This is a genomic window from Desulfotomaculum defluvii, assembly GCF_054657375.1.
In genome coordinates this window covers 465,612-478,100 of sequence record NZ_BAAHYV010000007.1, presented here as the reverse complement: position 1 = coordinate 478,100, position 12,489 = coordinate 465,612, and the positions used below count along the sequence as shown (strand labels likewise).

Here is a 12,489-nt window from a genome sequence, read left to right as displayed (position 1 = left end):
TTTGTAGAAGCTTTTCCAAAACCCTAGGCAGGATTATGGTAAATAACTTTTTGTTATTGAGTTCGTTCTTGGGAGACTGGCTTTCCTGCTTCGACCAATACTTTACTACCCAGCAAGGAAAATCCTTGTATAAACAACAATAATCCTGTTCCCATCAAGAGCCATTCTATTTTAATGATGTCTGATATGGGTCCGAATATGAGCATTCCTAGCGGCATCATGGAAGTTGCGATCATTCCCAGTACACCAAATACCCTGCCTAGAAAATCCCCTTCAACTTTCTCCTGTAATAAGACCGTAGAAGGTGTATTGAAGAAAGGCATTGCTATGCCCACCAGACCCATGAAAACTAAATAAATCCAAAACACTGGAATCAATCCCATGGCCAATGTACAGACACCTATCACCAGACTAGCCAATGTCATGGTATGAATCCTATTTTTGAAACCACCCCAAGATGCTATGATAGCACCACCAATCATCATTCCTATGAAGAAGACAATTTCGTTGGCCGTTAAACGCCAAACCTCTTCCCCGAAACTGCGTGTAACAAGCAGGGGGGTTAAAAAGGCAGCAGGTGCAATTAAAATAAAGAATAAGGTGTAAAAGGCAAAAATCTTCTTAACAAATTGATGGTTTTTGATATAGTCAAAACCTTCTCGTAAGTCGCTGAAATAGCTAGTTGCTTGCTTTTCTAAGGCTTTGGCATGTACCGGAATATTTAAAAATACAATTAATATAGTGATTGCTATAGCTGCAGTAATGACATCGATAAAGAAGATAGTTTCGATGGAAGCCATGGTCAGCATTGCACCACTGACCATGGGAGTTACGAGATTTACCACCGCCTGAATGCTTCCGTTGGTTCCATTTACCGAGGTCAACTTATCCTCTGGCACCAGCTGGGGTAAAATAGCCCCCACCGCCGGCAGTTGAATCCCTGCCCCGATGGAACGGACAGCTGACATAACAAATAGCAACCAGAGGGCATCGTGTCCCAGATAAAATATAATGGCTAAGATTAATGTTGCAATTGCCGTCAATGCATCAGACAGAATGATTAGCAGTTTCCGATTGTAGCGATCGGCCCAAACACCCGCTATGGGAGATAGAATAAAGGTAGGCAGAAAACTACAAATAATGGATATGGTCATCATAACTCCTGACTGTGTTGTTAATGTGATATACCACGTTATAGCATAGGAAACCAGGGATGAGCCAAAAAGCGAGATGGCCTGAGTGGCCAAAAAGAGAATAGTATTCTTTTTCCAATTCTCCAGCATTGGTTCCTTTGTTGCTACCATATTAGCACCATCCTTTTCACTTTCTCAGTTTGCTTAAAAAACAAAAAACACAGGCTATTTGCCTGTGTGAAGAGTATAGGGATAAGTTCATCTAAAGAAAACCTGATCGACTCATAATTTCCCCATGGAAAATAATCATCTCTCAGCGTCCGTACATTGCTTTTCAAAGGAAGAATTACATACATGTTATACTTACCCCATCTCTGCCCTATCAGCACCTAGATAACACAGATAGTGATACAAACCTTCATGGATAAGTAGACAGTATTTCTTCACCAACCTAATTTCATGTAATTAAAGACAAAAATTGGGGTAGAAGTACCCCTCTTTTTACCTAACGTAAAATAAAGGTTTTCCTAAAAATAGACAGACCAGTCCCGTATACTCTGCAGTCAAGCAGAGCCCTTGAACCTATTTAATTAACAGTCCAAAGTTTAGAATCTAAGTCTGATAGAATGCACAAGGAAAACCTCCACTTCTTTAAAGTTAAAATAATATTAACATAGTACATTCTTTAGATCAACCAACTATTATCACCTACCAATTTTTTACCCCTCGTATAATGTCAAATACCATTATCAGGACCAACGGCTATGACATCATTTATAAAAGCAGGATTGGTTTATACTAAAATACTTAACTAATAATAAGATTTCTTTGATACAATTTAGTGAAATAATAAATGTTTGAGGTGTTACTATGAAGCTTTATCATTTTACAAATTTGCCTGTCAATAAACTAATTCCAAAGATAGAAGATGTCAGCTATCTTCCAAAGGATCTGAGGGTGTTAAACAAACCTGTTATTTGGTTAAGTGACTTACCAAAAATCCAAAACGAACAAATCAAGTATCGTTATACAGTTGAGGTACCTGATAACGATCCTAATCTTAGTTTTGATAAAGGGCAACAGATTGCAGCCCAAATTTTTCAAATGATCTCAGCTAATGAAATTCCTGTATGGTATTATTTAACCCGTGAAATTAGTGTATTAGAGACTTGGGAGTGGAATGGTACTGAATATGTTAAAGTGACAAACTTTGAAGATTAGATACAAATAACTGTAAAAGGTAATTTACTTTTTAAGGTGGGCTGATTTTTGAAAGAAACTTTCAAATTAAATAAAGAAACTAGACAGTATATGATATCAGAAATCAAATCTTATTTTCTTAATGAACGAGATGAAGATCTGGGAGATTTAGCCTCAAATTTAATTTTAGATTTTTTTATTGAAAAGTTAGCATCAGAATTTTATAATCAAGGGGTTTATGACTCTTATATTTATTTAAACGAGAAAATAGAGGATTTATTGGGGATTCAAAAATCTAGCTTCATGACTTCTATACGTTAAAGTGTTACAATAGTCACTCTGACAAAGGATTTACATCTTTACAACACCAAAACAATCTCTGCAAAAAGGTGCAAAGATTGTTTTGGGAAAGTTAATCATGTAGACTACGTCTGTTATTATTATACCGATTGAAATATTTTGTATTCCCAGGGTTTTTAAAGGATTTTTTTTAGATTTGTTAAAATTGATATTTTATATGTTAACTCATTTGCATATAAAAGCAGGTGTCATTTTTAGGCTGCCTTTTGTGTATAGAACAATAAAAATCCCCACCTTTTTAGCAGGAGGGGTACTTACAATACATTAACTCTCTTCTGAGTAATCAATTCTTTCTAACCCAACTTCACTAAGGATCTTGTCAATAAGCTCTTCAGACATTGCAACTCCTCCTTATTGATTGAACAGTTTGATAATTTAGAATTTTATAAATCATAACAGAAGATAACTGATTTTGCAATACTGGACAAATCCTTTTTTTAGGTTTAGAAAAGTGAATTTTTGCACTTTTCCAACATAAATAAGACAACAGGTTATCATACCTGTTGTCTTATTTATGTTGTTTTCAATTAGTTAAACATAAACTGTAAGCCCTTTTTTAATTCTTCTGTCAGTGTTAATACAACTTTTGATTGTTCATCCAATTGCGCCATAGATGCACTGATTTCTTCAGTGGAAGCGGCCTGTTGTTGGGCATAGGAATTAAGCTCCTGTGCTTGAACTCCAATATTCTCAATCATCTTTGAGATAACCATTAATTTATCGGCCATATCCTTGGCATTGTTAGCAGAGTTTTGTGCTAACTTTCTTACCTCGTCGGCTACTACTGCAAAGCCCCGTCCTTGATCCCCAGCCCTAGCTGCTTCGATAGCTGCATTTAAGGCCAGTAGGTTGGTCTGGTCAGCTATTCCCTTAATTAATTCAATTACTTGATTAATGGTTTTAAGGGAGTTTTGTGCCTCATTGGTATTTTTGGTTAATACATCAACGGATATAGAGAGCTCAGTAGCACCCTTAGCAATTTCTTCAACAGCAATTGAGTTTTGATCTGAAGCATTATGCAGCTCCGTGGCAACATTCTCAAGATCGTCGGGGTTAACAAACACAAAGGTGGTGGCAAGGCTGCCAATAATTTCTCCTTCTTTATCTCTAATCGGGAGACCAATACCCGCATAACCGAAACCATAGCTGGAATTTTCTTTTGTTACTTGGGTAGCTATACGCTTACCAGCAGCTAAAGCCTTTGCACAAATCGAACCCTTAGGCATTATTTCTCCAGGTTTATTGCTAAAATTGAAAGCTTGAACATCCCAAGTCTTTAAGATTTTGTAGTCTTTATCGATTATAATAACGTAGTTTTTTCCGTCAAATAGTTGAAATACTAATTCTCCTAATGCCTCAACTAGCTCGGTAGAGCTGTATAAACTGTCCACTTCCAACGCATCAAGTTGAGGCGGGATCTCAGGCAAATTTGATGTGGTTGATTCAACTGGCAATGATTCTTGTTGATAGACAAGATTATTGGTAGGCTTATTTTTTTTGAATAGGCTAAGCATGCAAATTTCCCCCCACGAATTTTTTAACCTAATCTTACCATTAAATATTAGCTTAAGTAAATTGAATATTTGCAAAAGTATAATTTTTCGGTTAAACCATAGAAATCAGTCTAATTCTCCATTATTGCAATGTTTTCAATGTACACATCATTTATGGGTTTACTTAACTCACCGGTCTCACTTTCTATTACAGGTGTTTCCGAAATTTTTAAAACTACCTCCATCCCCTCAATGACCTGGCCAAAAACAGTATAGTTGGGGTGTTTATTAAGCCCCTTTGACAGCTCACCGTTACAAATAAAGAACTGACTACCATTTGTGTTAGGTCCACTATTGGCCATAGCCACAATACCCGGGCCATATGGTAAATCCGGAGGTAATTCATCCTTAAAGGTATATCCTGGTCCACCAGTTCCATTTCCTACTGGGTCTCCGGTTTGAATCATAAAATCCTTAATAATACGATGGAATTTAATATTGTTATAATAATTTTCCCTACTTAGAAAGACAAAATTGTTAACGGTTATGGGTGTTTTGTCTGCCAGTAGCTTAATTGTAAAGGTACCCTGATTTGTTTTAACCTCAGCTAGATACTGTTTCTTGGGGTCAATTGACAGATCTGGTGCAGCTTCATACTTGTTGTTTCTCTCTGCAGTGGCTACAGAGCTATTTCCCTGGACATTGGTTTTGTTCTGTGAATGGTTATTGGTGCAGCCAGCTGTTATTAATAAACATATTGCTAGAATAATTAGTAGTATCCTTTTCATTGGATGCAACCCCCATAATTATATTTAATAGTACAAATTTGACAGGCTTATCCAATATCCTCTACTTAATCCTACAAAAACTTTTAACAGAGCGAACAAATTCTTTTATATCTATATAAAATTAAAAATCGAAGGCGATTGGGTTAATTCCGCCTTCGATTCTTTATTCTTTCTCTTCTGTTTTGGGTATGAGTTCCAAACCAATATCTTCTAATATCTTATTAATGAGATCTTTAGTCATGATACTGCCCCCTTTCTTATATATTCAATTAATTATATCACACTAACCTTAACTCAACAATTGGTAATATTATGGTGCTTTTTTTGAAGCAAAATAAGTAGAATTGAGTAATGTTTTGTTAATGTTTTCCAACTTATCCACATTATTAACAGATTTATCCCCAGTTTTTACCACCATATTTTCAAAAACTGTTCCTTTTTACATTTATTTCCATTTTGTCTAGCCGTTTTTAGTCAGTTCAATGAAGGTTGTTTTGGTTAACGATTATTAAACCACTTGTCCCTATTGGTCCAGTTCCCTTGCAAGTTCCTTGATAGTACTCCTTAACTGGCACTCCTCAAGTCGCAATTCGCTTATTTCTGCACGGATAGCCATTAATTCTTTGACCAGCTCATTAATTCGGGTTAATTTTTGTTTGTGACGGTAGGAATTAATATCAGTAATCATGTGGTTAGTATTTCCTTGCGATTACATATTTATCCATTACGAGGCGGGTATAATTTTTGCCATAATTCAGGTGTGCAAACCTCTTTAAGCAAAACCTCACTGTATTTTGTTTTACCGGTAAACCCACTTTCAAGGTAATCTGCTAATTCTGGGTTTGCCTTATATTCTTCGTGATAAAACAATTTTATATCGGCATCTTTACATTGATTCATCCATATGCGAACTAATTCATCCATCCCTGTATTTACCAGTTGTGATCTTAGTTCTTGAGCAGTAGGGGTACTCTCCATGCAGATAAAACTTTGACAAACTAATGACCTAGCAGCATAACTACCACAAATACGTTCCCCTTGATTTAGGAAAAAACAGGCTCCCTCCGGTGTAAAGCCTAAGCTTATATCCACAGCACCACCTTCGGCATAAATGTAGGTATACTGTTTCAAAAAGTCTAATAGGGGCCATTCTTTGTCTAAATGTAGTTCCTCCCCTAATTGGTTAATGTAGTTTAGTACATCAATATGTGTTAGGGGAATTCTTTCCCAGCAACACTCGTCACAACCTTTGCAAGGTGGTTCAGTAATTTCTTCAATAAATTTATTAATAGCATCTAAATAATCCTGAATGGTCGCAGTTTCATGCAGGATCTGCAAATCATAAGTACGCTTAGTTTTTTTAAAAAACTTTACCCTCATATTGGTCTCTCCTATAAGTTAAAATGATAATTCACCTTAATAGTATACTTTTTAAAAAGTATTAAAACATTTTACTTTATTAAATAAAAAAAGCAGAGAACTAGTCTCTGCTTTACTGGAGCGGAAGACGGGATTCGAACCCGCGACCCTCGCCTTGGCAAGGCGATGCTCTACCACTGAGCCACTTCCGCATCGAACGTAATTATTTTAACATGTCATAACAATCTTGTCAAATATATTACTGAAATTTTACTTCCTTCGCAGATATTCCCTCCCATAATACACTTCTATTTCCTCTTATTCGACATATTTATTTTATAAAAGGTAGGGGGGTGATATATGGGATAACTTTTCAACTTTTTTACATCATCTAGGGGACTTGTTAGAAAATTATTCTGGAATTAATAGAAATTAAGGGCTAAAATAGAATAAATTCTAACAAGGAGGGCTATTATGTATAAAAAAATATTGGTGCCCCTAGATGGTTCGGAGCGGTCTACCAAGGCCCTGTTTCACTCAGTTTCACTAGCGCAAAAATATACAGCCAAAATCACCTTAATGCATGTAGTACCCAATTTACCACCCTATGTAAACACAGCAGTAGATCGTTTAGGTCATATACCCCAATCTATTTTTGATGAATTAATGAGAAATGGCAAGGATATGCTGGATCAATATGTTTCTTCCATTTCAGATAAAAATATAGACACAGATAAATTCATCGTTATGGGCCAACCAGCGGATGAGATTTTGGAAAAAGCAAACCAAGAAAATTATGATTTAATTGTAATAGGAAGCCGTGGTTTGGGAGAGATAAAAGGTTACATTATGGGAAGTGTTAGTAACCGGGTCTCACGCCATGCTCCCTGCCCGGTTTTAATTGTTCGATGAATAATTTAATATGTTAAAAAATTAACACCGACCTTAGTCGGTGTTAATTTTTTATGACTCTAACTAATTCAATATTATTTATAGTAGGATAATTATTCGGTATTGGTTTACGATCTTTAGGTTCAGTAATAACAGTTGAGTTGTATGAACTAGGTGTTGGTTCTTTAGTTTGATAATGTATCATTAATGTATTACCTTCTAAATTCATTTCCACGATATTAATCTCATAGCCACTTGAAGGTTTTTCACCCCAAGAGATTTCAACTTCCCTTCCACCCTCTTTTCCTGATACTACCTCTGCAGATATTTCATCTCTTTCAACCTTTAGCAGAACATCTAATCGCTTTATGATATTCTGTAGTTCTTCTGGCTTTACCCCTAGGTTGGGTTGAAAATATCCATCTTTAGTAAGAGACATCACCTTTAAACCTACTAGCAATTTGACATCATCCACAGTATCCTTACTAACAGTATTTAAGTCTTTTATTAGAGGGTGTTTAGTGGACTGAGGCTGTTCTGGACCCATATGTTGTAACAGACTGCCACATATTTCTGCCAGCTCTTGCCGGGTGATCATAACAGAGGGTCGGAAGTTACGATCATTGGTATGAAGAGCACCATTATACCCTAGTATCATTATAGCATTTGCGGAAGCCGCATCCTTTGAAACATCATCGAAAAAATCACTAACCTCAGGCGCCTTAAAAAATCGCAATCCATCCAAATCTAAATCCAAAGAATTTACAAGTACCTCTGCAGCCTCTTCCCTGGAAACATAGGTTACTTCTTTCTTAACAGTTATTTCTCTATCATTAACAAGTTGTTCTTGATTTATTAACTTATTATTGGTATTCTCGTCAGCTAAACCTGTTGTTATGGGTCCAAGCGAAACGGCTCCAATCAGGATTGCACCAACCATTAAGCAACTAATTGATTTTCGCATAAACTTCCCTCCCATTACTTTATGGACGCTGTCAAGGACCAATAAGTTCCACCATTTTAAGATTGGAAAAACTTGGCTATCTCCATATTAAACAAAAAGGACCGATTTAAACCGGTCCCATTTGCAAAATCCTTTATTCCTCTAAATTAATTTTTCCATCTGCAAGGCTACTAACTTTAATCAGAGACTCAATTCTTACACCAGCACCACGCAGGGCTTTGCCACCACCCTGAAACATCTTTTCAATGACTATACCAACACCAATCAGTTGTGCATCAGCTTGCTTTACTAAATCAGTTAACCCCTTTAACGCTTCCCCTCTGGCTAGAAAATCATCAACGATTAATACTCGATCATCGGAGGTTAAATATTCCTTTGCAACGCAGATACCAACAGTTTCGTTTTTGGTAAAGGAATAAATATTGGACATGTAAAATTGACCCAGTGTAGAAGGGATTTTCTTCTTGGCAAAAAGCAACGGCGTTTTTAAAGCTAAGGCAGTCGTTAAAGCTATGGCAATACCTGAGGCTTCTATGGTTAAAACTTTGGTTATTTTTTCATCTCGAAATCTACTTGCGAATTCCTGGCCAATTTCTACCATAATATTAGGATCAATCATATGGTTAATAAAGGAATCCACCTTTAATATTTGATCGGATACTACTTTAGCTTGGTTTAGGATCTTTTCTTTCAGTAATTCCATGCTAATACCCCCATATATTTTCAACGTTCCTCACGGTCATAGGGTAAACTCAAGGCCTTTGGCGGACCGATACGATTAGCCATAGCCTTACGTGCTACCAGAACTAATACGAGAATGGTGAAAAGATATGGCAGCATTTTTAAAAAGAAGGAGGGAATCATAACTCCTAGGGTCTGGGCACGAAAGCCCAGGGCATCAATACCGCCAAAAATATAACTTCCTAACATTGCCCTTAGGGGATTCCAGGTGGCAAATATCACCAAGGCCACTGCAATCCACCCTCGACCAGCGGTCATGTTTTCTAACCAAGTGGGAGCGTAGGCTAAGGAAAGATATGCTCCCCCAATCCCAGCTAACATTCCCCCGATAATAATATAGATGTATCTAATTTTATAAACACTAACTCCTAGAGAATCTGCTGAGGCAGGGTTTTCTCCCACGGCTCTCAGATTCAAACCAGGCTTTGTTCGATAGATAAGGAACCATAGGAATGGTACCAAAAGGTAAGTAATATAAACTAAATAGTCATGTTGAAAAAATATGGGTCCAATAAAGGGAATATCACTTAAAAATCCAAGGCTTACCGGTTTAAAGGGGTTTTCCACCGGAATACCAATATAGGCTTTACCTATAAACCCAGATAGACCTGTGCCAAATATAGTCAGAGCAAGACCGCTTACAACCTGATTGGCCTGTAATGTCACCGTTAAGAAAGCATGAATAAAGGCCATTGCTCCGCCACCCAGCATGGCGGCCAGAATTCCAACCCAAGGATCATTGGCTTTGATAGCAAAGACAAAACCACAGACAGCCCCTACCAACATCATGCCCTCAACCCCTAGGTTGAGATTGCCACATCTTTCAGTTAATAATTCGCCCAATGCTGCATATAGGATGGGAGTACCAGCAGTAATGGCAGTGGCCAAAATCGTTATGAAAAATTCCTGTGACATTGGCTACACCCCCACCTTAATTTTGTTTTTTATTACGATCTTGTACCTATTAAATATTTCTCCCCCGAGGATAAAAAACAGCAAAGCCCCTTGAATCATAGATACAATGGCTGCAGGAACCCCACTGGATTGCACACTATAGCCGCCCACCTGTAAAGCACCCATTAGGAAAGAAACTAAGATGATGGCAAAGGGATTTAATTTCCCCAGCCATGCCACGATAATAGCCGTATAACCATAGCCAGGGCTGAGTCCTTGTTGCATTCTTTGGGCAATTGCTGAAACCTCTGCCATCCCAGCGAGACCACAAATTGCACCACTAAGGAACATAACGATTAATATATTTTTTGTGATATTCATTCCTGCATAACTTGCTGCCTGGGGACTTTCTCCAATAACTGTTACTTCATAGCCCCATCTTGATTGCCGCAGGGCAAACCAAAGAATAGCAGCAATGATCAAACCAAAAACTAGCCCCAAGTGAACCCTGCTATTCCCAATAGTCGGTAATATCGCCGCTGGTTCAAAGGTTTTGCTTAATGGGAAGTTCATACCCTGGGGATCCTTCCAGGGCCCAAAAACTAAATAATTGACCCAAAGCATGGCCACATAGTTCAACATTAAGGTGGTAATGGTTTCGTTTACACCTAGATAGGCTCTGGGGATACCAGGTATTAACCCCCAAATACCACCACAAAGCATACCAGCAAAAACCATCGCCGGTATCATTATATAGAAAGGTAAATCTGGAAAGCTCAAGGCAACCCAGGCTGCTCCAAAGGCCCCCATATGAAACTGACCCTCAGCACCGATATTCCATAGCAGCATACGAAAGGCTATAGAAACCCCTAAACCACAAAGCATGAGGGGTATAGCCTTGACAACGGTTTCAGAAATTCCATAGGAAGATCCAAGGGCACCATCCAACATTACTGTATAAACCTCAAATACCTGACCCCAGGTAATGCCCTTGGGAGAACTTAGACCGTTAAGATAGAGAAATATTGCTCCAGTGATTAGTGCCAGTATAACGGCTATGAAGGGTATTAAGAATGTACCCATAAGAGAAGGCGCTGCACGTCTTTCTAATCTTATCATGATGCCAAATCCTCCCCTGGTTTTGCTCCTAACATCATCAGACCAATCATTTCTGGCTCGGCATTTTCAACCGGAAGGATACCCATTAAAGATCCTTTATAAAGTACACCGATGTTATCGGAAAGCTTAAGTAATTCTTCCAAATCCTCTGAAATTAATACTATGGCTGCTCCCTTGCTTCTTTCTTCCAACAGCATTTTGTGAATGGCTTCAGCAGCAGCAATATCCAGTCCCCGTACCGGGTAAACCGCAACAATAACTTTAGGAGAACAGGCCAACTCCCTTGAGAGCAGAAGTCTTTGTAAATTACCACCGGAAAGCATCTTAACAGGTGCCTCCAAAGCAGTTAGTTTTACGCCAAATTCGTTAACCAGTTCCTTGGCATAATCGTTGGCCTTGCGGCGGTTAATGAACGGACCACTGCCCAGCCCAGGCCGACGATATTCTTTTAAGATAAGATTATCAACCGCTCCCAGGTTGGGCACCAGCCCGGTACCCAAACGATCTTCGGGAACATAACTGACACCTTCATCAATAATCTCTAAGGTTGAAAAATTTGTGACATTTTTTTCACCAATAAAAATTTTCCCTTCAAAAATTTGCCGCAACCCAGCTATGGTTTCTGCCAATTCCCTGCGTCCATTACCTGCGATACCGGCAATACCCATGATTTCCCCAGCCCTTACTTTTAAAGAGATATCTTTGATGCCTACTCGCCTGCTATCACTACCAGCACTTACATTTTCCAGTCTCAGAACTGTAGGGCCAAAAACAGCAGTGCTCTTTTTACCAGGTGTGATGATATCTTGCCCCATCATTAATCTAGCCAACTCCCGCTCGTTGACCTCATGTTTTGTGCGGGTTGCAACTGTTTTACCGCCTCGCAAAATGGTAACTCGATCTGCAACCTCCATAACCTCATTTAATTTATGGGTAATCAAAATGATAGATTGTCCCTTGGCAGTCATTTGCCTGAGGGTCTGAAATAATTCCCTAGCTTCCTGGGGAGTTAATACTGCAGTGGGTTCGTCAAGAACTAATAGTTTAGAACCTCTATACAGCATTTTAACAATTTCAACCCTTTGCTTTTCTGCAACAGATAACTGCCATATCTTAGCAGTGGGGTCAACATGCAGCCCATAGCCGCTAGAAAGTTCTTCGATTTGTTTTTCTACCTTTTTTGCATTGAGAAAGAACTTAGTATCCTTGCTACCAAGAATAACATTCTCCGCCACCGAAAAGGTTTCCACTTGTTTAAAATGTTGATGCACCATGCCGATTCCGGCATGAATGGCTTCCCTAGGGGATTTGAAACTAAATTTATGTCCCTCTATATAAATTTCTCCCTCATCAGGACGATACAGCCCGGAAAGAATGGACATCAGTGTACTTTTACCTGACCCGTTTTCACCTAGCAATGCTAAAACTTCACCTTTTTTTACCTGAAGATTAACACCATCATTCGCCACAACACCAGGAAATCTTTTTGTAATTTGTTTCATTTCAACTAGATAATTGGCCGCTGTCAAGTCCCCTCGCCCCTTAAA

The 12,489-nt window shown here is 38.3% G+C and carries 13 protein-coding genes and 1 tRNA gene; 3 read left to right on the top strand and 11 right to left on the bottom strand.

Annotation, left to right across the window (positions count from 1 at the left end; translation table 11 throughout):
• Window positions 1-53: 53 nt before the first annotated feature.
• Window positions 54-1,304: an MFS transporter gene (locus tag ACYQ03_RS09380; RefSeq protein WP_459909450.1), complete on the bottom strand. Its 1,251-nt coding sequence runs from the start codon at window positions 1,302-1,304 to the stop codon at window positions 54-56.
• Between the two features lie 699 nt (window positions 1,305-2,003).
• On the opposite strand from ACYQ03_RS09380, the gene ACYQ03_RS09375 reads away from it, so the two are divergent.
• Both ACYQ03_RS09375 and ACYQ03_RS09370 read left to right on the top strand, forming a co-directional pair.
• Window positions 2,004-2,354, top strand: a complete 351-nt coding sequence (locus tag ACYQ03_RS09375) for a hypothetical protein (protein ID WP_459909449.1) — start codon at window positions 2,004-2,006, stop codon at window positions 2,352-2,354.
• 48 nt (window positions 2,355-2,402) lie between these two features.
• Window positions 2,403-2,654 carry a DUF2164 domain-containing protein gene (locus tag ACYQ03_RS09370; RefSeq protein ID WP_459909448.1) on the top strand — a complete coding sequence of 84 codons (252 nt, stop codon included), beginning with the start codon at window positions 2,403-2,405 and terminating at the stop codon, window positions 2,652-2,654.
• Window positions 2,655-3,220: 566 nt separating this feature from the next.
• Here ACYQ03_RS09370 and ACYQ03_RS09365 read toward each other — a convergent pair.
• The 5 genes from ACYQ03_RS09365 to ACYQ03_RS09345 all read right to left on the bottom strand — a co-directional run bounded on the left by ACYQ03_RS09365 (window position 3,221) and on the right by ACYQ03_RS09345 (window position 6,545).
• Window positions 3,221-3,919: a methyl-accepting chemotaxis protein gene (locus ACYQ03_RS09365; RefSeq protein ID WP_459910789.1), complete on the bottom strand. Its 699-nt coding sequence runs from the start codon at window positions 3,917-3,919 to the stop codon at window positions 3,221-3,223.
• A gap of 398 nt (window positions 3,920-4,317) precedes the next feature.
• A complete protein-coding gene (locus ACYQ03_RS09360) occupies window positions 4,318-4,974 on the bottom strand; it encodes a peptidylprolyl isomerase (RefSeq protein ID WP_459909447.1) in 657 nt (218 codons plus the stop codon).
• A 523-nt stretch (window positions 4,975-5,497) separates the two neighbouring features.
• Window positions 5,498-5,662 (bottom strand): hypothetical protein, encoded by a 165-nt coding sequence (locus tag ACYQ03_RS09355; protein ID WP_459909446.1) that lies wholly within the window; start codon window positions 5,660-5,662, stop codon window positions 5,498-5,500.
• Window positions 5,663-5,691: 29 nt separating this feature from the next.
• Complete coding sequence (locus tag ACYQ03_RS09350) at window positions 5,692-6,354, bottom strand: YkgJ family cysteine cluster protein (protein WP_459909445.1); 663 nt, start codon at window positions 6,352-6,354, stop codon at window positions 5,692-5,694.
• A 116-nt stretch (window positions 6,355-6,470) separates the two neighbouring features.
• A tRNA-Gly gene (locus tag ACYQ03_RS09345) sits at window positions 6,471-6,545 on the bottom strand.
• Window positions 6,546-6,807: 262 nt separating this feature from the next.
• Between ACYQ03_RS09345 and ACYQ03_RS09340 the strand changes: the two genes are divergently transcribed.
• Window positions 6,808-7,245, top strand: coding sequence for a universal stress protein (locus tag ACYQ03_RS09340; RefSeq protein ID WP_459909443.1), 438 nt, complete (start codon window positions 6,808-6,810; stop codon window positions 7,243-7,245).
• A gap of 43 nt (window positions 7,246-7,288) precedes the next feature.
• Here ACYQ03_RS09340 and ACYQ03_RS09335 read toward each other — a convergent pair whose 3' ends face one another.
• The 5 genes from ACYQ03_RS09335 to ACYQ03_RS09315 form a co-directional block, all read right to left on the bottom strand.
• Window positions 7,289-8,188 carry an S-layer homology domain-containing protein gene (locus ACYQ03_RS09335; protein ID WP_459909441.1) on the bottom strand — a complete coding sequence of 300 codons (900 nt, stop codon included), beginning with the start codon at window positions 8,186-8,188 and terminating at the stop codon, window positions 7,289-7,291.
• A gap of 133 nt (window positions 8,189-8,321) precedes the next feature.
• The gene (locus ACYQ03_RS09330) at window positions 8,322-8,891 is read right to left on the bottom strand and encodes a xanthine phosphoribosyltransferase (protein WP_459909439.1); all 570 of its coding nucleotides are present in this window, start codon (window positions 8,889-8,891) and stop codon (window positions 8,322-8,324) included.
• A gap of 20 nt (window positions 8,892-8,911) precedes the next feature.
• Window positions 8,912-9,844: an ABC transporter permease gene (locus ACYQ03_RS09325; protein WP_459909437.1), complete on the bottom strand. Its 933-nt coding sequence runs from the start codon at window positions 9,842-9,844 to the stop codon at window positions 8,912-8,914.
• A gap of 3 nt (window positions 9,845-9,847) precedes the next feature.
• Window positions 9,848-10,942: an ABC transporter permease gene (locus ACYQ03_RS09320; RefSeq protein WP_459909436.1), complete on the bottom strand. Its 1,095-nt coding sequence runs from the start codon at window positions 10,940-10,942 to the stop codon at window positions 9,848-9,850.
• Complete coding sequence (locus tag ACYQ03_RS09315; protein WP_459910788.1) at window positions 10,939-12,444, bottom strand: ABC transporter ATP-binding protein; 1,506 nt, start codon at window positions 12,442-12,444, stop codon at window positions 10,939-10,941. Before ACYQ03_RS09315 ends, ACYQ03_RS09320 begins: the two co-directional genes overlap by 4 nt.
• Window positions 12,445-12,489 lie beyond the last annotated feature (45 nt).

What these genes read in the sequence shown, in the direction of transcription:
- ACYQ03_RS09380 (WP_459909450.1), bottom strand. Translation starts at nt 1,304, where the DNA reads ATGGTAGCAACAAAGGAACCAATGCTGGAGAATTGGAAAAAGAATACT.
- ACYQ03_RS09375 (WP_459909449.1), top strand. Translation starts at nt 2,004, where the DNA reads ATGAAGCTTTATCATTTTACAAATTTGCCTGTCAATAAACTAATTCCA.
- ACYQ03_RS09365 (WP_459910789.1), bottom strand. Translation starts at nt 3,919, where the DNA reads ATGCCTAAGGGTTCGATTTGTGCAAAGGCTTTAGCTGCTGGTAAGCGT.
- ACYQ03_RS09360 (WP_459909447.1), bottom strand. Translation starts at nt 4,974, where the DNA reads ATGAAAAGGATACTACTAATTATTCTAGCAATATGTTTATTAATAACA.
- ACYQ03_RS09355 (WP_459909446.1), bottom strand. Translation starts at nt 5,662, where the DNA reads ATGATTACTGATATTAATTCCTACCGTCACAAACAAAAATTAACCCGA.
- ACYQ03_RS09350 (WP_459909445.1), bottom strand. Translation starts at nt 6,354, where the DNA reads ATGAGGGTAAAGTTTTTTAAAAAAACTAAGCGTACTTATGATTTGCAG.
- ACYQ03_RS09340 (WP_459909443.1), top strand. Translation starts at nt 6,808, where the DNA reads ATGTATAAAAAAATATTGGTGCCCCTAGATGGTTCGGAGCGGTCTACC.
- ACYQ03_RS09335 (WP_459909441.1), bottom strand. Translation starts at nt 8,188, where the DNA reads ATGCGAAAATCAATTAGTTGCTTAATGGTTGGTGCAATCCTGATTGGA.
- ACYQ03_RS09330 (WP_459909439.1), bottom strand. Translation starts at nt 8,891, where the DNA reads ATGGAATTACTGAAAGAAAAGATCCTAAACCAAGCTAAAGTAGTATCC.
- ACYQ03_RS09325 (WP_459909437.1), bottom strand. Translation starts at nt 9,844, where the DNA reads ATGTCACAGGAATTTTTCATAACGATTTTGGCCACTGCCATTACTGCT.
- ACYQ03_RS09320 (WP_459909436.1), bottom strand. Translation starts at nt 10,942, where the DNA reads ATGATAAGATTAGAAAGACGTGCAGCGCCTTCTCTTATGGGTACATTC.
- ACYQ03_RS09315 (WP_459910788.1), bottom strand. Translation starts at nt 12,444, where the DNA reads ATGAAACAAATTACAAAAAGATTTCCTGGTGTTGTGGCGAATGATGGT.